This window comes from Pantoea sp. X-Soil-TKNS-1279 (assembly GCF_059730565.1).
The window spans coordinates 1,539,799-1,558,760 of record NZ_AP035948.1 but is presented as its reverse complement, the minus strand read 5'-3'; the positions used below and the strand labels follow the sequence as shown (position 1 = coordinate 1,558,760).

At 53.0% G+C, this 18,962-nt stretch carries 16 protein-coding genes; 3 read left to right on the top strand and 13 right to left on the bottom strand.

The window, feature by feature from the left end; all coding sequences use genetic code 11:
• Positions 1-4: 4 nt before the first annotated feature.
• Complete coding sequence (gene cmoM / locus AC6I8N_RS07250) at positions 5-775, bottom strand: tRNA uridine 5-oxyacetic acid(34) methyltransferase CmoM (RefSeq protein WP_021182613.1); 771 nt, start codon at positions 773-775, stop codon at positions 5-7.
• A gap of 124 nt (positions 776-899) precedes the next feature.
• Between cmoM and elyC the strand changes: the two genes are divergently transcribed.
• Entirely contained in the window at positions 900-1,685 is a 786-nt protein-coding gene (gene elyC / locus AC6I8N_RS07245) for an envelope biogenesis factor ElyC (RefSeq protein WP_497830368.1), read from the top strand.
• Here elyC and AC6I8N_RS07240 read toward each other — a convergent pair.
• The 12 genes from AC6I8N_RS07240 to serC form a co-directional block, all read right to left on the bottom strand.
• Positions 1,665-2,558 carry a YcbJ family phosphotransferase gene (locus AC6I8N_RS07240; protein ID WP_497830367.1) on the bottom strand — a complete coding sequence of 298 codons (894 nt, stop codon included), beginning with the start codon at positions 2,556-2,558 and terminating at the stop codon, positions 1,665-1,667. The genes elyC and AC6I8N_RS07240 overlap by 21 nt on opposite strands.
• A gap of 112 nt (positions 2,559-2,670) precedes the next feature.
• A complete protein-coding gene (kdsB, locus tag AC6I8N_RS07235; RefSeq protein WP_208725127.1) occupies positions 2,671-3,420 on the bottom strand; it encodes a 3-deoxy-manno-octulosonate cytidylyltransferase in 750 nt (249 codons plus the stop codon).
• On the bottom strand, positions 3,417-3,599 hold the full coding sequence (locus tag AC6I8N_RS07230; protein ID WP_013508517.1) for a Trm112 family protein: 183 nt from the start codon (positions 3,597-3,599) through the stop codon (positions 3,417-3,419). The genes kdsB and AC6I8N_RS07230 overlap by 4 nt, the downstream gene beginning before the upstream one ends.
• Positions 3,600-3,676: 77 nt before the next feature.
• Positions 3,677-4,894 (bottom strand): winged helix-turn-helix domain-containing protein, encoded by a 1,218-nt coding sequence (locus AC6I8N_RS07225; RefSeq protein WP_208725126.1) that lies wholly within the window; start codon positions 4,892-4,894, stop codon positions 3,677-3,679.
• 21 nt (positions 4,895-4,915) lie between these two features.
• Positions 4,916-5,917 (bottom strand): tetraacyldisaccharide 4'-kinase, encoded by a 1,002-nt coding sequence (lpxK, locus tag AC6I8N_RS07220; RefSeq protein WP_497830366.1) that lies wholly within the window; start codon positions 5,915-5,917, stop codon positions 4,916-4,918.
• On the bottom strand, positions 5,914-7,662 hold the full coding sequence (gene msbA / locus AC6I8N_RS07215) for a lipid A ABC transporter ATP-binding protein/permease MsbA (protein WP_021182607.1): 1,749 nt from the start codon (positions 7,660-7,662) through the stop codon (positions 5,914-5,916). Before msbA ends, lpxK begins: the two co-directional genes overlap by 4 nt.
• A 34-nt stretch (positions 7,663-7,696) precedes the next feature.
• Positions 7,697-9,955, bottom strand: coding sequence for a DNA internalization-related competence protein ComEC/Rec2 (locus AC6I8N_RS07210; RefSeq protein WP_497830365.1), 2,259 nt, complete (start codon positions 9,953-9,955; stop codon positions 7,697-7,699).
• A gap of 196 nt (positions 9,956-10,151) precedes the next feature.
• A complete protein-coding gene (gene ihfB, locus AC6I8N_RS07205) occupies positions 10,152-10,436 on the bottom strand; it encodes an integration host factor subunit beta (protein ID WP_013508512.1) in 285 nt (94 codons plus the stop codon).
• 86 nt (positions 10,437-10,522) lie between these two features.
• Entirely contained in the window at positions 10,523-12,196 is a 1,674-nt protein-coding gene (rpsA, locus tag AC6I8N_RS07200) for a 30S ribosomal protein S1 (RefSeq protein ID WP_021182604.1), read from the bottom strand.
• Positions 12,197-12,319: 123 nt separating this feature from the next.
• Entirely contained in the window at positions 12,320-13,000 is a 681-nt protein-coding gene (cmk, locus tag AC6I8N_RS07195) for a (d)CMP kinase (protein ID WP_021182603.1), read from the bottom strand.
• A 199-nt stretch (positions 13,001-13,199) separates the two neighbouring features.
• Positions 13,200-14,486: a 3-phosphoshikimate 1-carboxyvinyltransferase gene (gene aroA / locus AC6I8N_RS07190; protein ID WP_208725123.1), complete on the bottom strand. Its 1,287-nt coding sequence runs from the start codon at positions 14,484-14,486 to the stop codon at positions 13,200-13,202.
• An 83-nt stretch (positions 14,487-14,569) separates the two neighbouring features.
• Complete coding sequence (serC, locus tag AC6I8N_RS07185; RefSeq protein WP_021182601.1) at positions 14,570-15,655, bottom strand: 3-phosphoserine/phosphohydroxythreonine transaminase; 1,086 nt, start codon at positions 15,653-15,655, stop codon at positions 14,570-14,572.
• 314 nt (positions 15,656-15,969) lie between these two features.
• Between serC and ycaO the strand changes: the two genes are divergently transcribed.
• Positions 15,970-17,733 (top strand): 30S ribosomal protein S12 methylthiotransferase accessory factor YcaO, encoded by a 1,764-nt coding sequence (gene ycaO / locus AC6I8N_RS07180; protein WP_415174073.1) that lies wholly within the window; start codon positions 15,970-15,972, stop codon positions 17,731-17,733.
• Positions 17,734-18,085: 352 nt separating this feature from the next.
• Complete coding sequence (gene focA, locus AC6I8N_RS07175) at positions 18,086-18,946, top strand: formate transporter FocA (RefSeq protein WP_021182599.1); 861 nt, start codon at positions 18,086-18,088, stop codon at positions 18,944-18,946.
• Positions 18,947-18,962: the final 16 nt, after the last annotated feature.

Here is an 18,962-nt window from a genome sequence, read left to right as displayed (position 1 = left end):
CCTTCTACCTGGGTTTGCGCGCGGTCACATGGATATAACGCCCTAAACTTAAAAAGGGCTCCTGGCGACAGTAGCGCCGTTCCATCTCAATAATGGACTCAACGTCTTTCACGGCGGCAGACTGTTCTTTCATGTAGTCACAAAAGACACGAATGCCAGCGCGCTGTTCAATCTCAAATCCACAATCTGTCAGCCAGCGATACACCTCTTCGGGATCGCGTGGGTAATCGGGCGACAGCGTGCGCTTCTTGCGCTTGGACATATTGGCCTGTAGATAGCCGAAATTGCCAAGGGTCAGCAGGCGCATGGTTAAGGCATGGCGATTAAAAAACATCAGCGACAACACGCCACCGGGCTTCAGGGTGTGCCATAACGCCTGCAATACCACCTCGGGTTGCGCGACCCATTCCAGCACAGCGTGAAACAATACCAGATCAACTGGCTTATCCAAATGTTCGCCGACCTGTTGCGCGCTAATTTGTTTGAATTGCATGTTGTGGCTCACACCCTCGGCAAGGGCATGCGCTTCCGCCAGCTTCAACATCTCCGCAGACAGATCACACAACAACACCTGATGGCCGCGCGCCGCCAGACCGCTGGAGATTTGCCCTACTCCGCCACCGGCATCCAGCACCGACAGCGGCCCGGCGGGCAGCGTCGGCAACAACGTATCCAGCTCATCCCACAGGATCGCCTGACGCACCATGCCTTTTTTGGTGCCATATATGTTCTTTGAAAATCTCTCCGCGAGATCGTCAAAGTTACGATCCTGCATGCTGGTCGCTCCGTTCTGCTGCCTTCAACTTGTGCTATTTTGTCACAGGCGCAATAAGAATGAACCTTTCATCCCGTGGTTAGTGTCTGGCTGCTGTTTTTTCGGCCAAAAGGAGCAATTTTCGATGTTTTTCACGTTAAAAAAAGTGATCGGGGGAATGTTACTGCCCTTGCCACTGCTGCTGTCGTTGATGGCAGCCGGACTTTTATTGCTCTGGTTCAGCCGCTGGCAGAAAAGCGGCAAAATCCTGATATCAATCAGTTGGCTGTTGCTGCTGTTACTCAGCCTGCAACCGGTAGCCGATCGCCTGTTGCTGCCACTGGAAAAGGCCTATCCGACCTGGAACCGTTCTGTCAGCGTCGATTATATCGTGGTGTTGGGTGGCGGATACACCTTTAATCCGGAATGGGCACCCAGTTCGAACCTGATTGGGAATAGTCTGCCTCGGGTGGCTGAAGGGGTGCGTCAATGGCGACGTTATCCGCAGGCGAAGATGATTTTTACCGGCGCGGCAGCAGGGAATAACCCCATGAGCAATGGCCGCGTGGCGGCGATGGTGGCGGAGAGCCTCGGCGTCCCCGACAGCGCAATTATCGTGCTGGACCAGCCTAAAGATACCCGGGAAGAAGCGCAGGCCGTAAAAATCGCCGTGGGGCAACATCCCTTCCTGCTGGTGACATCCGCCAATCATCTGCCGCGGGCGATGCAGTTCTTCCAGCGTGCCGGACTTAATCCACTGGCCGCCCCGGCCAATCAACTGGCCATCACCTCGCCATTAAACGGCTGGGAGCGCGCGATCCCTTCACCGTTGTGGCTCAGCCATAGCGAGCGAGCAATTTATGAAACCCTGGGGCAGGCGTGGCAGTCGCTACGCGGTGATGACCTCACCTCATCCCAGCCAGGGGAGTAACTGTTCACGCGCGTTATCAAAGCGTGGACGGTCGAACTGGCCGGTGCTGACCAGGGTATCAATACAATCCCAGAGTTGATACAGCCAGCGCCGCCAGAGAAATCCTTCTGCGACCGGTGCACGCTGCAAATAGTGCTGCAACAGCGAGGCTTCTGCCCCGTTGTCACCCAGCCGCATCAGTTCAAATTCGCGTGGCGCCCACAACACATTGCCGGGTTGTGTCATTGCCACCAGTTGATCACTGCGCACATCCTTCATGATGCTCGCCAGCCGCACATTGCCGTGGATCAGCACGCAGGGATCGTCAAACCCCTGAAATAATCGGGTCAGTTGCTGACGGCTACGAAACAGAATTTGCCGATCGTCGAGGGTGAAATCGGGGGGCGACAGGTAGCCTAACGTTGACCACAACACCTCGACCCGCTGCTGATACCAGGCAGGCCAGTTGTTTTCCTGAATGCTGTCGATGCTGCCGACCAGTCCATGACTGTCAATGCGATGCCACGCCAGTAAGCCTTCAACCACCTGCTCGCAAAGCTGCTCCCAACGTGCAGCCGTTCGCGCGGGCGCTTCGGCAGACACACCATTGAGACGTGCCATCAGCAACATTTCGTGTACCGGTTTCTGCTGGCTGAGTACCAGGCCAAACACCGCCGGTACTGCAATTAATCCATCGCGGCCCAGCATCGCCAGCTTTTTGGCTTCCAACGCTGCGCGCCCCTGATGACGGAAATATTTCGCGACAACCGGCATCGGTTTATCGGCGGCGTCATATAACGCGTAAAGCCGCGATTGGGATTGTTCACTGATGGTTTCAAGACGGCCGACGCTTTCACCAAGCACCAGCGTGAGTTCTGAGCGAAGCTGTTCCATGCGTCATCCTCCTGAGAAAGTGACTTAAATATCCTGGAGGTCACGGTAGCGCAGAGCGATGCGCCAGATCAAAGAACAGCAGGGCCAGCCGCAAAAGCTGGCCGCTGCGGGATTAAGCCTGCATGGCAGCGCGAACGCGCAACAGGTCTTCCGGGGTGTCAACACCAACGCTGGGCACCGTTTCTGCTACGGCGACATGGATCTTCTCGCCATACCACAAGACACGCAACTGCTCGAGCAACTCAATCTGCTCCAGCGGGCAGGGTTGCCACGAGATATAACGACGGACAAAGCCAGCGCGATAAGCATAGATACCAATATGACGCAGCAGCGTATCGCCAGCCTGCTCGCGCGATTTCGCGTAACGCTCGCGATCCCACGGAATGGTGGCGCGCGAGAAGTAAAGTGCATAACCCTGCGCATCAGTAACCACTTTTACCGCATTTGGGTTGAACGCTTCTTCCGCATCACGGATGGGCACCGCAAGGGTCGCCATACCTGCATCAGCCTCAGCCAGGTTTGCCGCCACCTGGCGCACAATCGCTGGCGGGATCATCGGCTCGTCACCCTGCACATTGACAATGATGGTGTCATCCGGGAACTGATATTTTTCAATCACTTCCGCCAGGCGCTCGGTACCGGAATGATGGTCAGCACGCGTCATGCAGACTTCACCACCTGCCGCTTCTACCGCCGCCGCAACATCAGGATGATCCGTGGCAACAATCACCCGATCGGCACCGGATTCACGCGCACGTTCCATCACATGCACCACCATCGGTTTGCCAAGAATATCCACCAATGGCTTGCCCGGCAGACGCGTCGAAGCGTAGCGCGCCGGAATAATGGCGACGAAACTCATGGATGGATCTCTTCAACAGACAAGGTTCGCGCTTCGTTTTCCAGTAACACCGGAATACCATCGCGCACCGGGAATGCCAGCCCATCGGGTTTGCAGATTAACTCCTGCTGTTCTTTGTTGTAGTACAGTTTTCCATTGCAAACCGGGCAGGCCACAATTTCAAGCAAACGGTGATCCATAATCTCCTCCATACCGGATCGATTCGTCAGGTAATAAGCATACCATAGCGTAGCGCGAGACAACGTGCCGGAATCCACTACGCAGTTATTGTCCAGCGATCTGACCAGGCTGCACGCAATGCCGATGGTGCCTGCTCAATCAACACTTCACTTGCCCCCTGCCATTGGGCAAATCGCGTGATGGCACGCTGAACGTCATTGACAAAGCTGGCCGTCACACGCACCCCCTCCTCCAGCCAGAAAGCGCGGATCACCAATTGCTGCGCCTGGCGATCCATCTTCGCATCGAGCCGACCTTTCAGTACGCCACGATGCAAAACCGGCAGCACAAAGTAGCCGAACTTACGCTTCTCCGCTGGCGTATAGCATTCGATGCGGTAGTCAAAATTGAACAGTTCCAGCGCCCGACGTCGATCCCATACCACCGGGTCAAAGGGAGAAAGCAGTGCGGTATGGGTGGCTGCCGACGATTTTTCCAGTTGCGGGAGTAACTCATGATGCAGCCACATCTCGCCCAGTTGCTCAACCTGCACCGGAATAATCTCGCCTCGCTCCTGCGCGGCCTCAAGCCAGGGTTTCAATGCAACCCGCTTCAGCCGATAGTAATCAGCCAACCAGGTGGGGCGGAAAATACCCAGACTACGCGCGCTGTGGTTGAGCATACTGACCACCGCGTCCTCTTCACTGAGCGCGTGTTGCTCATCATCCCAGTCCGGCATCACCCGTTGCTGTAGGTCATACACTCGATGGAAATTGCGGCGTTCTACCACCATCAACTCCCCTGCACTAAACAAGTTTTCCAGATGGCGTTTATGCGGCTTCCACGCCCACCAGCCCGGTTTACTGTGCTTTTCCGTGGCAAAATCAGCGGCACGCACCGGACCGTTAGCGTTGATATGCTCCAGCAGGTCGGCAATCTCCTGCTGATGCTCTTCAACCCACTGCGCGTTATATTTCCAGCCAAGGCGCGAAGGATCGAGCATGCGATGGCGCAGCAACGGGTAGTCTTCACGCGGGATAAAACAGGCTTCATGCGCCCAGTACTCAAATAACTCGCCCGATGCCAGCGACTCATCCAGCCAGGTTATCGGGTAGTCACCAAGACGGCTGAATAACACCAGATAGGGGCTGCGCGCCACCACATTGATGGTGTCAATTTGCAGCAATGACATCTGACGGATAGTGGCATGAATATCAGCGAAACGGGCCCGCCGCCCGGCAGGCCGAAGCAGCCCCTGAGCGGAAAGATGGAGATTGCGAGCGGTCTGTAAAGAGAGGGAATCAGCGCGGGTCATTACTCAGTTTCCCTGTCAGTTTTAGCGCGATTTTGCGTCGCGGGCGTTGAGACAAAGTTGCGTGATGTCATCTAACAGCACAGGCAAGGACGCCCCTGCAAGATGCGCATCGACGGGTAAATACCACCAGTTTTCACGCGCAAACGCGCGGCATTTCACTGCATCTTTTTCCGTCATCAGCAGACACTGCCCTTGTTGCGTCAGGCTGCTTAATTCGGCTTCGCTATAAGCGTGATGGTCAGCAAAAGCGATTTCCGCAACAGGCTGTAACCCTTGCTGCTTCAGGGTAGTGAAGAAACGAGGCGGATGCCCAATACCGGCCATGGCGATCACCGGTGGCAACTGTGCCAGGCTGGCGCTTTGCCCGGTAACGAGATTTATCGCCTGGCCTGGTTGTAATGTCATAGCGATTTCACGACCACTGGCTTCACCACCGTTCACGATAATGGCATCAACCTGATCAAGACGGGAAGCACGTTCGCGCATTGGCCCGGCGGGCAACCACCAGCCATTGCCGAAACGACGTACGCCATCCACCACGACCCACTCGCGGTCACGTTGCAGAGCGTAATGCTGCAATCCATCATCGGTGATAATCACATCCAGCTGCTGCCGGGACAATAAGGCCTCGACGGCAACACGACGTTGCGGGGCCACCGCGACCGGCGCACCGGTACGTTGAGCTATCAACACCGGCTCATCACCTGCCAACTCGGTGGACGTTTCGGCATCGACTAACAGTGGATAACGCTCAGCTTTACCACCATAGCCGCGCGACACTACCCCAGGACGCAGACCTCGTTGTTGCAACGCCTGCACCAGCCAGATAACCACAGGCGTTTTGCCGTTACCGCCAGCAGTGAGATTACCCACCACAATCACCGGACAGGGCGCACGCCAGCTTTTACGCCAGCCACGCTGGAAACTGAGGCGAATCAGCCAGCTGACTGCCCCATACAGCAGGCTGAGCGGCCATAACAGCAGCCACAGCGGCGAACGCCCACTCCAGATGCGTTCAATCATTGGCCAAACTGCAATTTGTGAAGTTGTGCATAAGCTCCTTTTTCGGCCAGCAGAACCTCATGCGTACCACGCTCAACAATACGACCATCTTCAACCACCACGATTTCATCCGCTTTTTCGATGGTTGAAAGACGGTGCGCAATCACTACCGAGGTGCGGTTTTTCTGCAATTCATCCAACGCCGACTGAATCGCACGTTCAGACTCGGTATCCAGAGCAGAAGTCGCTTCATCAAGGATCAGGATTGGGCAATCACGCAATAAAGCACGGGCAATGGCGATACGCTGACGTTGGCCGCCGGAGAGCAGCACACCATTTTCGCCGATGACGGTATCAAGCCCGTTATCCATTTTTTTGATGAAATCCATCGCATGTGCCATAGTCGCAGCCCGCTCAACCTCTTCGCGGCTGTACTGTTCATTGCGTGCATAAGCGATGTTATTCGCGATGGTGTCGTTGAACAGATGCACATTCTGCGACACTAACGCCACTTGGTTACGTAACGAACCCAGGGTGTATTCGCGTAAATCGTGTCCGTCCAGCAGGATTTCACCCTGTTGAATATCGTAAAAGCGGGTCAGCAGACTCGCCATGGTAGATTTACCTGAACCTGAACGACCCACCAGTGCCACGGTTTTTCCGGCCGGTAAGCTCAGATTGATATCGCGCAACGCCGGAGTATCACGGCCAGGGTAAGTGAAGGTTACATGACGGAATTCCACATCACCTTTAGCGCGTTCCAGCTGACGCGTACCGCTGTCATTCTCCTGCTCGCTATCCAGAATGCTGAACAGCGTCTGACAAGCCGCCATACCACGCTGGAACTGCGCATTAACGTTAGTCAGCGACTTAAGCGGGCGCATCAGGGCGATCATCGAGGAGAACACCACCGTGATGGTACCGGCGGTCAATGTATCCATTACGCTTGGGAAGCTGGCAGCATACAGCACAAAAGCCAGCGCCAGAGAAGCGATCAGCTGAATAACCGGGTCAGAGATAGACGAGGCAGAAACCAGTTTCATGCCCTGTTGACGCATCTGATTGCTGACGCGTGCAAATCGCTGGGACTCTACTTCCTGGCCGCCAAAAATCAGCACCTCTTTGTGCCCTTTCAGCATTTGCTCGGCGCTGGTTGTCACCTGTCCCATGGTGTTCTGCATGGTTTTGCTGATATTACGGAAGCGTTTTGAAACGTTGCGAATCGCAAAGGAAACGATCGGTGCCAGAACAATCAGGATCAATGACAGCTGCCAGCTGTAGTAAAACATCATGATGAACAGGCCGATGATCGATGCACCTTCACGCACCACCGTAACCAGCGCGCTGGAAGACGATGAAGCGACCTGCTCGGAGTCATAAGTGATACGAGACAGCAACGTACCTGTCGACTGCTGGTCAAAGAAGGCCACCGGCATACCCATCATGTGACTGAACAGGCGACGACGCATATTCATCACTACGTTGCCGGAAACCCACGAAATGCAATAGCTAGAAATATAACTGGTTATTCCGCGCATCAGCATCAAACCGATTACCGCCAGCGGCATCCACAACAGCACGGATTTGTCAGCTTTACCGAAGCCGTCATCCAGTAAAGGTTTCAACAGGGAGAGCATTAAGGTGTCGCCTGCCGCATTGAGTATCAGCGCCACAGCAGACACGAATAAGCCAGCTTTGTGGGGCGCAATCATCGGCCAGAGTCGGCGAAATGTCTGCCACGTTGAGAGATCTTTGTCTTGTTGCATTATTTAGTCACGCTGTTTGAAATAGCCGCTCATTCTACCTGGATTCACGTTTGACGCCAAACCACTGATGATACCAGCGGGGCATTATTTGCTCTCTTAACCCCTTTATTTGCCAATGACCTGCACGGATCCCTATCTGTATCTGGCCGGATTGGGCGGTGTCATGCCAATGATAACCCTGCTGCTGATAGGTGCTAATCACCGTCTTCGCTGGCATCCGCCAGGCGTTATAACGTGCCACAGAGGCAATCGCGACCTCCCCGGAGACATTACGCAACAACAACGCGCTGGAAGAGGTTCGACTACCATGATGAGGCACCTGTAAAATGGTTGAGGCCAGTGCCTGCTTTTGCTGCGCGACCAGCATCCTTTCAGCCTCCCGCTCAATATCCCCCGTCAACAGCAAACTCACTTTGCCATCATCGATCCGTACCACACAGGAGTCGTTATTTTCGCCTCTGGAGGAGCCACGAGGCGGCCAGAGTACACTAAAACGAAGTTTCCCCCAGTGCCACTCCTCCCCTTGATAACAGGCGAGATGGTTGGGTTCAGCCAATGCGCTACGTACCGGTGTGCCAGGGTGAGCGGCGATAATTGATGCCAGCCCACCACGATGGTCCAGATGCTTATGGCTCAAAATTATTGACTGTAAGACTCTGTTTTTACGCTGCAACCAGGGAAGGATGACCCGGCTCCCTGCATCACCGTATGTCCAGCGAGGGCCTGTATCGTATAACACTGCCTCATCCCCCTGAGAAATGACGATCGCCAGGCCATGCCCAACATCGATCATATCGATTTGCCAGTCATCTCGTGGCTCACTGACGCGCCACAGCAGCAAAGTGATGGCAATACTGCAACATTGCAGAGGGGCGCGAAAAACAATGCCACTACGCCAGGCAAACATCCCGCCCCACAGCAACAGCATCGCTGGCAATGCATCATTCCATGGCAACCAACCCGCGGGAAGCCATGCCAGCCCAGACATCACTTGGTGGACCGACTGATCCGCCAGCCACCATAATCCACTGGCAAACGAAGTCACAGGCATCACCATCGCCAGCAATATCAGCGGCACCGTGATAAATGAGATTATCGGTACTGCCAGCAGATTAGCCAGCAACGCACTGAGGCTAATGCCCTGAAACAGCCATATTTGCAGTGGCGCCATCAGCAACATCATCCCCAATTGCAAATGCAGCAATTGCAAACCCCACCAGCGACGCCCGTTACGAAACCTTGCAGGTAATGCAAACCATTGATACCAGATTAGCAGCGCCGCTACAGCCAGGGCTGATAACCAAAAACTCTCTGACAAAACAGTGAGCGGATCCAGCGCCAGCAACAAGCCAACACATAATGTCCAGACCTGCCAGCCACTCAGTTGCCAGCCCGCAATGCGTAGGCCTATCCATAGCGTCAGGGCGAGCAAGGCACGCTGTGCCGGTGGATGGCTGCCAGATATCCAGCAATAAATCGCGGCAGTGCACCCACTGGCTATCAAAGGAAACAGATAATTAATCCGTCTGGCGGGGAGCATCCATTGCAGCATCCGCATAAATAGCCAACCAACACTGGCTGCCAGTGCGATATGCATACCCGAAATTGCCATCAGATGCGCTGTTCCCGTTTCGCGTAGAATGCGACGCTGATCTTCTGTCATCGATTCCCGCATACCAAAAGCCAGCGCCTGGACAATTGCCGGGGCTTGCATCACCGCAAATGCCGGAAGGTGATAATTGATCAGTCGGGCGCGCCAGCTACACGTTGGATTCAACACCAGGCGTGTTGCAATAACGCCCTGCAAAGGTTTGTGTTGTGCCAGAGCAAAACGCTGTGCATCAAACTCGCCCTCGTTGAGGCGCGCATGCACGGCACGTAAACGTAATTGCATACGCCAGCGCTGTCCGCTGCAAAAGGGTTCCCCTTCCCCGCTGTGGTTTAGCGTGGCAAAGAGCGGTGGAAACTGATATCGCCCATTGATTTGCAGCAGTTGAACCATCAGTTGTTTATTGTCCTGACGCACATCCGTTACCCGTACGATAGCGTCTACCGGTGCCTGCGTCAGTTGGTCAATAGTGCTGACCATTTGCCGGGCCTCAGCCAATGCCCAGGTCATCAGGAGTAAAGTCACGCCGACGAGGCGTAACCAGGGAAGAGGTTGCAGACTCAGTAACAGTGCGCTGCCCCCCATCGCCCACAGGATGTCATTACCGGGTAAGTCAGGTATCAATCCTAATGGCAATGCAGCAAGCATCATCAATCGCGCCAGCACTATCCATGTTATCTGCATCTTTCTTCTCCGTGAAAGGAGAACAGAGTGTGCCAGAGGTGATCGCGTTATTCGCGCCAGGCGTTAACGATTCTGGAGGCAGCTCCAGAGATAATCAGGCTTTTGCAGTGGTATTACATTAATTCTGGAGCTCGATTGTCATCAGGCAAAAAAAAAACGACACCAGATGGTGTCGTTTTCACTGTTCGGTAACGGCTTAGCCGTAAATATTCGCACGGTCACGCAATTCTTTGCCCGGTTTGAAGTGGGGAACGTATTTACCTTCCAGATCCACTTTGTCACCCGTTTTCGGGTTACGTCCGGTACGCGGTGCGCGGTAGTGCAAAGAAAAGCTGCCGAATCCCCGGATTTCAATGCGCTCGCCTTGTGCCAACGTTGTGGCCATATGCTCGAGCATCTCTTTAACCGCATCCTCAACGACTTTCGCCGGAATATGAGTCTGCTGGCCAGCAAGTCTTTCAATCAGTTCTGACTTGGTCATGTAACCTCCGGTTAATCCCTGTTTGGAAAGGTATGACAGCTTTTACCGAAACCGGGCAGCTTACGCCGCCCGGTGCTTCGGGTCGATTACTCGCCTTTAGCCGCTTTGAACGCTTCAGCCATAGCGTTAGAGAAGTTGCCTTCTTCCTGTTTGGTGTTAACAGTGTTGATAGCTTCTTTCTCGTCAGCCTGGTCTTTCGCACGTACAGACAGACTTACAACGCGGTTCTTACGGTCAACGCCAGTGAATTTAGCTTCAACGTCGTCACCAACACTCAGAACCAGAGTTGCGTCTTCGATACGGTCCAGTGAAGCTTCAGAAGCGCGCAGGTAACCCTCTACGCCATCAGCTAATTCTACTGTAGCACCTTTCGCGTCAACTGCAGTGACTTTACCAGTCACGATAGCGCCTTTCTTGTTCAGGGTGATGTAGTTGTTGAACGGATCTTCAGCCAACTGTTTCACACCCAGAGAGATGCGCTCACGCTCTGCATCAACCTGCAGTACAACGGCAGCGATTTCGTCGCCTTTTTTGTACTCACGAACGGCTTCTTCGCCAGTCGCGTTCCAGGAGATGTCAGACAGGTGAACCAGACCGTCGATGCCACCGTCCAGGCCGATGAAGATACCGAAGTCAGTGATTGACTTGATTTTACCTTCAACGCGATCGCCTTTGTTGTGGGTCTCTGCGAACTGCTGCCATGGGTTAGATTTGCACTGCTTCAGACCCAGGGAGATACGACGACGTTCTTCGTCGATGTCCAGAACCATAACTTCAACCACGTCGCCCACGTTAACAACTTTAGACGGGTGGATGTTTTTGTTGGTCCAGTCCATTTCAGAAACGTGTACCAGACCTTCAACGCCTTCTTCGATTTCTACGAAACAGCCGTAATCAGTCAGGTTGGTTACACGACCGGTCAGCTTGGTGCCTTCCGGATAGCGTTTAGCGATAGCTACCCACGGATCTTCGCCCAGCTGTTTCAGGCCCAGAGATACACGGGTACGCTCGCGGTCGAACTTCAGCACTTTAACAGTGATTTCGTCGCCCACGTTGACGATTTCGCTCGGATGCTTAACGCGTTTCCAGGCCATGTCAGTGATGTGCAGCAGGCCGTCAACGCCGCCCAGGTCCACGAATGCGCCGTAGTCAGTGAGGTTTTTAACGATACCTTTGACTTCCATGCCTTCCTGCAGGTTTTCCAGCAGCTGATCACGTTCAGCGCTGTTTTCAGATTCGATAACTGCGCGGCGAGAAACAACCACGTTGTTACGTTTCTGATCAAGCTTGATTACTTTGAATTCAAGCTCTTTGCCTTCCAGGTGCAGGGTGTCGCGAACTGGACGCACGTCTACCAGTGAACCCGGCAGGAACGCACGAATACCATTCAGCTCAACTGTGAAGCCACCTTTAACTTTGCCGTTGATAACACCGGTAACAGTTTCAGCATCTTCGTAAGCTTTTTCCAGCGTGATCCAAGCTTCATGACGTTTAGCTTTTTCACGGGACAGCAGGGTTTCACCGAAGCCGTCTTCTACTGCGTCCAGAGCAACGTCAACTTCGTCGCCCACCTGGATTTCCAGTTCGCCAGCTGCGTTCTTGAACTGCTCTGCAGGGATTGCAGATTCAGATTTCAGACCCGCATCAACCAGAACTACGTCTTTGTCGATAGCAACAACGACGCCACGAACGATGGAACCCGGACGGGTTTCGATTTCTTTCAGGGACTCTTCAAAGAGTTGAGCAAAAGATTCAGTCATATTGATAATCTTCAGGATTCTTCAATTTAACGTCCACCTGACGTCATTGTCGGATGGGGTTGTTTCACATGCCCGGCACCGGATCCGTGGTACAGGGTTACAGCAATTCGGTTACCGAAAATATTAAATGCCCAGCTTCTGGCGGGCATAATCAAGTGCCATTTCAATGACTTGCTCAATTGACATGCTGGTTGAATCCAGCACCAGAGCATCGGCAGCAGGCACCAAAGGGGCGATTGCGCGGTTACGGTCGCGGTCGTCGCGTTCCTTTATCTCGGCTAAAAGGCGATCAAAGTTAACACTAAAGCCCTTCTCCTGCAACTGTAGCATACGGCGATGAGCACGCTCTTCTGAACTGGCATCAAGGAAGATTTTTACCGGTGCATCGGGGAAAACGACTGTCCCCATGTCACGACCATCAGCAATTAAACCCGGCTCCTCACGGAAAGCCCGCTGACGACGTAACAGCGCTTCACGTACCCGTGGGAAGGCGGCAACGCGTGACGCGGTGTTGCTCACTTCCTGAGTACGGATTTCACCGGTCACGTCTTCACCTTCCAGAATGACCTGCATCTCACCATCAACGGAAAGAAAACGCACGTCGAGGTGAGCCGCCATCGGAACTAAGGCCTCTTCAGACTCGATATCCACCTGATGATGGATCGCAGCCAAAGCCAGGACGCGATATATCGCGCCCGAATCCAGCAAGTGCCACTGCAATGACTCCGCCATCGCTTTACACAAGGTTCCCTTCCCTGCACCACTAGGCCCATCGATGGTAATAACCGGGGCGATTGCCGTCATTGTTTTCTCCTGTTGCTGAATGCGTATTTTCAGCCGGCATGGCTGTGCGGATTGCGCAGCATTATACGCTGACCGCGTCAGGTTCGTTACCCCTTAGCGCAGACAGCGTTATAAATTTGGGCAGAATCGGAGGAATTTCCGGTACTAAGGCCAGGAGAAAGTAAAGTCACCCGGTAGGGAAAGCCACCGGGTGTCAGTATCAGGACGTGTGGCTGATTTTCGCCAACTGCTGAAAATAGTCAGGGAAGGTTTTTGCGGTACAACCTGGATCAAGGATTGTCACAGGCGTATCTGACAGAGCGACCAGCGAGAAACACATTGCCATGCGGTGGTCGTTGTAGGTGCCGATATCGGCATGCTGCAACTGCGCAGGCGGGGTGATACGAATGAAATCGTGCCCTTCTTCAACTTCAGCACCGACTTTACGCAGTTCAGTCGCCATCGCGGCCAGACGGTCAGTCTCTTTAACGCGCCAGTTATAGATGTTGCGCATCAGGGTGGTACCGTTAGCAAACAATGCCGTGGTCGCAATGGTCATCGCGGCATCAGGAATATGGTTCATATCCATATCGATTGCGTTCAGAGAACCGCGAGTACAGGCAATGTAATCCTCACCCCATTCAACGGTGGCACCCATTTTTTCCAGCACATCTGCAAAACGGATATCACCCTGCACGCTGTTACGTCCAATACCCGTAACACGAACGGTCCCGCCTTTAATTGCCGCAGCAGCGAGGAAATAGGAAGCTGAAGAGGCATCACCTTCGACCAGATAATCGCCCGGTGATTGGTACTGCTGCTGCCCTTTAACGACAAAGCGTTGGTAATTCTGGTTATCAACTTCAACACCGAAACAACGCATCAGATGCAATGTGATATCAATGTAGGGTTTTGATACCAGATCACCTTTGATCGTGATGGTGGTGTCCTGCTCTGCTAAAGGCGCCGTCATTAATAACGCCGTCAAAAACTGGCTGGAAACACTACCGTCGACACTCACTTCACCGCCGTTAAAACCCCCTTTGAGCAGTAACGGTGGATAGTCGGTCTGCTCCAGATAATCGATTTTAGCTCCGCCCTGACGCAGTGCATCAACCAGGTGACCAATCGGGCGCTCTTTCATCCGCGGCTCACCGGTCAGCACGATAGATTGCTGGCCAAGGCACAATGCGGCAGCCAGTGGACGCATCGCTGTACCGGCATTACCCAGAAAAAGTTCCAGCGGTTGATCTGCGTGCAGTGGACCAGCATTACCGGTCACCTCACAAACAGTGCGATCCGCAGAGAGCGTATAGCTCACACCCAGCGCTTTCAGCGCGTTAAGCATATGCTTAACATCATCACTATCCAGCAGGTTGGTCAGGCGTGTGGTACCTTTTGCCAGCGCTGCCAGCAGCAGTGCACGGTTAGATACGCTCTTGGAACCCGGTAGGTTTACCGTGCCATCAACACGAGCAATGGGTTGTAGTGTCAGGGAGTCCTGCATGTGAAACTCAATCTCCAGAAAAGAAGAAACCCCGTCTGAAAACAACGGGGTCTGGTACCAGTCAAACTGGCATATATGAATAATTAACCGTGGCGACGCTCAAAATCGACCATGAAATCGGTCAGGGCTTTTACACCTTCCAGCGGCATCGCATTGTAAATCGAGGCACGCATACCACCAACCACGCGATGACCTTTCAGCGCATGCAGGCCAGCTTTGAGCGATTCTTCGAGGAATACTTTGTCCAGCGCAGCATCTGCCAACTGGAAAGGCACGTTCATACGTGAACGGTTTTCCGCCGCAACATCGTTACGGTAGAAGTCGCTGCGATCAATCACACCGTAAAGTAGATCAGCTTTAGCCTGATTCTGCTTGTCCATATCGGCCACACCGCCTTTCTCTTTCAGCCATTTGAAGACCAGGCCAGAGAGATACCAGGCAAATGTCGGTGGGGTGTTGAACATGGAATCGTTCTCCGCCAGCACCTTGTAATCGAGAATGGACGGCACATAGCTGTGTGCTTTGCCCAGCAAATCTTCACGTACGATAACCAACGTCAGGCCTGCCGGACCGATATTTTTCTGCGCACCCGCATAGATCACACCATAACGGCTGACATCAATCGGGCGTGACAGGATGGTTGATGAATAGTCGGCCACCACCACTTTGTCGCCAAAGTCTGGCTGTTCATCAATCGCGATACCATCGATAGTTTCATTTGGGCAAAAATGCACATAGGCCGCATCATTGCTCAGTTGCCATTCGCGCATCGGCAGAATCGCACGCTTACCATCACGGGTGGTTTTTACATCAATGGTATTTGGCGAGCAGTATTTTTCCGCTTCTTTGATTGCACTGTGCGCCCAATAGCCGCCATCAATGTAGTCAGCAGATTTAGCAGCACCCAGCAGGTTACCAGGGATAGCCGCAAACTGCGCACGCGCACCGCCATGACAGAATAAAACTTTGTAGTTGGCGGGGATTTTCAGCAGATCGCGAAAGTCTTTCTCAGCCTCTTCCGCCACCTGAATAAATTCTTTACTACGGTGACTGATTTCCATCACCGAGGTGCCTAACCCGTGCCAGTTTGTCAATTCTTGTTCTGCACGACGGAGCACTTCAACCGGCAGCATCGCTGGACCGGAGCTAAAATTATAAACCTGCGTCATTTCCCCTCACCACTGTCATATCGAACGGTTATGAATACCCTACCGGTTTTATCATTGCCTCTGGATGGCTGCAATCATTTATCCAACCGCGATCACATTTCCAGAGCCAGCTCCACCGCAGCTTATGTCATAAATGTAATCGACAATGGAATTTTGTGAGGTTTATCTGCGAAGTAAAATCAGAATGCCGCCAGGCGGATAAAAACCCGTAACATAAGCGAGAGAGAAACTTAGCCAACCGAATAGCGAATTGCGTGCAAAACCCGTATTATTGCGCGCTTTACGCCCACCCCATTGACTTAGAGAGCGCCATCATGACGCAAACTTTTATTCCAGGTAAAGACGCTGCACTGGAAGACTCCATTTCACGCTTCCAGCAAAAATTGCAGGATTTGGGTTTTAACATTGAAGAAGCCTCCTGGCTGAACCCTGTCCCTCATGTGTGGTCAGTCCATATTCGCGATCGTGACTGCCCGCTGTGCTTTACCAACGGTAAAGGTGCCAGCAAAAAGGCCGCGCTGGCTTCTGCGCTGGGCGAATACTTTGAGCGCCTCTCAACCAACTACTTCTTTGCTGACTTCTGGCTGGGTGAGTCCATCGCCAACGGCGAGTTTGTCCACTATCCCAACGAGAAGTGGTTCCCCTTACCTGAAGATGGCAGCCTGCCAGCAGGGATCCTCGATACTCGCCTGCGTAAATTCTATGATCCTGAAGATAGCCTGAGCGCGAGTGATCTGATCGACCTGCAATCCGGCAATGCTGAGCGTGGCATTTGCGGCCTGCCCTTTACACGTCAGTCAGACCAGCAGACCGTCTATATTCCGATGAATATTATCGGCAACCTGTATGTGTCCAACGGAATGTCAGCAGGTAACACCGCTAACGAAGCGCGTGTACAGGGACTGTCCGAGGTGTTCGAGCGCCATATTAAAAACCGCATCATTGCTGAATCCATCAGCCTGCCAGAAATTCCTGAAGCCGTTATGCAGCGCTATCCTGGCGTGGTTGAGGCCATCGCACGTCTGGAAGCTGAAGGCTTCCCGATTTTTGCCTATGACGCCTCCCTCGGCGGTAAATACCCGGTGATCTGTGTGGTGCTGTTCAACCCGGCGAACGGCACCTGTTTCGCTTCATTTGGTGCACATCCTGATTTTGGTGTGGCGCTGGAGCGTACCGTTACCGAGCTGCTGCAAGGTCGTGGCCTGAAAGATCTCGACGTGTTCACGCCGCCAACCTTCGATGATGAAGAAGTTGCCGAGCATGCCAACCTGGAAACCCACTTTATTGATTCAAGCGGTCTGATTTCCTGGGATATGTTCAAAGACGATGCCGACTATCCGTTTGTTGACTGGAGCTTTGCTGGCAGCACACACGAAGAGTTTGACACGCTGATGGCTATTTTCCGCGCTGAAGATAAAGAAGTGTACATCGCCGATTACGAGCATTTGAGCGTGTATGCCTGCCGCATCATTGTACCGGGCATGTCTGATATTTACCCGGCGGAAGACTTGCTGCTGGCAAACAACAACATGGGCGCACCGCTGCGTGAAACCCTGCTGGCCCTGCCGGCGAGCCAATGGGAGCCGGAAGCCTATCTGGATCTGATCACCCAACTGGATGAAGAAGGTCACGATGACTTCACCCGTGTCCGCGAATTGCTGGGTCTGGCATCGGGTAAAGACAATGGCTGGTTTACGCTGCGTATTGGCGAGCTGAAAGCCATGCTGGCACTGGCTGGTGGTGACCTCGATCAGGCACTGATCTGGACTGAATGGACGATGGAATTTAACCAGTCAATCTTCAGTGCTGAGCGTGCTAACTACTACCGCTGCCTGCAAACCCTGCTGCTGCTGGCTATGGAAGAGGAACGCGATCCGGTTCAATACCACCGCGCCTTTATCCGTATGTACGGTGAAGCAGCCGTTGACGCGGCATCAGCCGCTATCAGCGGTGAAGCGCCGTTCTACGGCCTGCAAGCCGTGGATTTAGATTTGAAAGCCTTCCCGGCTCATCAGTCGTTGCTGGCAGCTTATGAAAAGTTACAGGCGGCCAAACGTCGTTATTGGTTAGCGAAATAAATAGCCTTATTTTGCTGTAAAAGGGCAGATAATGCCCCAAAAGGCGCTGAATAACTTCAGCGCCTTTTTTTATTCTCAAAGGCTTTACCTTTCTCAGGAAAATTTCAGATAACATTTTAGACTCAAGCAATAATATTCGTTAACAATTCAACTTTTCCATCGTTGCGTTTCTCAACAATATTCGCAAATATTAAAAAAAATTTATTTGATAATATTCAATTGGTTAATGCGATTTCGCTTGTCCAAAAGCCCCTGACACCCCCACCCCACCGGCCAAATATGATCCATATCAAATCCTGTCCTATACTCCTTTGTTAGTATTAATCCCAGATAATTCCTGGAGAGCGTTAGTGTGAAAACTGACAACCCGTTTAATTCATTATTACCGGCGGCAATGGCAAAGGTTGCTGAAGATGCCGGGGTTTATAAAGCCACTAAACACCCCTTAACCACCTTCTTTCTTGCCATAACCGCTGGCGTATTCATTTCTATCGCTTTTGTGTTCTATATCACCGCCACCACCGGTAGCGGCGCGATGCCTTACGGCATGGCAAAACTGATTGGCGGCATCTGCTTCTCTCTGGGATTAATGCTGGTGGTGGTGTGCGGTGCTGACCTTTTCACCTCCACCGTGCTGATTGTGGTGGCTAAAGCCAGCGGTCGCATCACCTGGGCACAGCTGGGGCGTAACTGGTTAAATGTTTATATCGGTAACCTGATTGGCGCACTGTTTTTTGTCGCGCTAATTTGGCTCTCTGGCGAACATATGGTGGCAAATGGCGCGTGGGGCTTAAACGTTCTGCAAACTGCTGACCATAAAATGCATCATAGCTTTATTGAAGCCGTTAGCCTTGGCACCCTTGCCAACCTGATGGTGTGCCTGGCGGTATGGATGAGTTACTCCGGCCGCAGCCTGCTCGACAAAATGGTGGCGATGATTCTGCCTGTCGCTATGTTTGTTGCCAGCGGCTTTGAGCACAGTATCGCTAACATGTTTTTGATTCCGATGGCGATCATGATTCGCGACTTCGCCAGCCCGGAGTTCTGGCAAATGGCCGGAGCCAGTGCCTCACAATTCCAGGCGCTCAGTGTCGGTAACTTTATTGTCGACAACCTTATTCCTGTCACCATCGGCAACATCATTGGTGGTGGCCTGTTAGTCGGATTGACCTACTGGGTTATCTACCTGCGCGGTGATGACCCGGTACATTAATTAAGTATTGAGTACG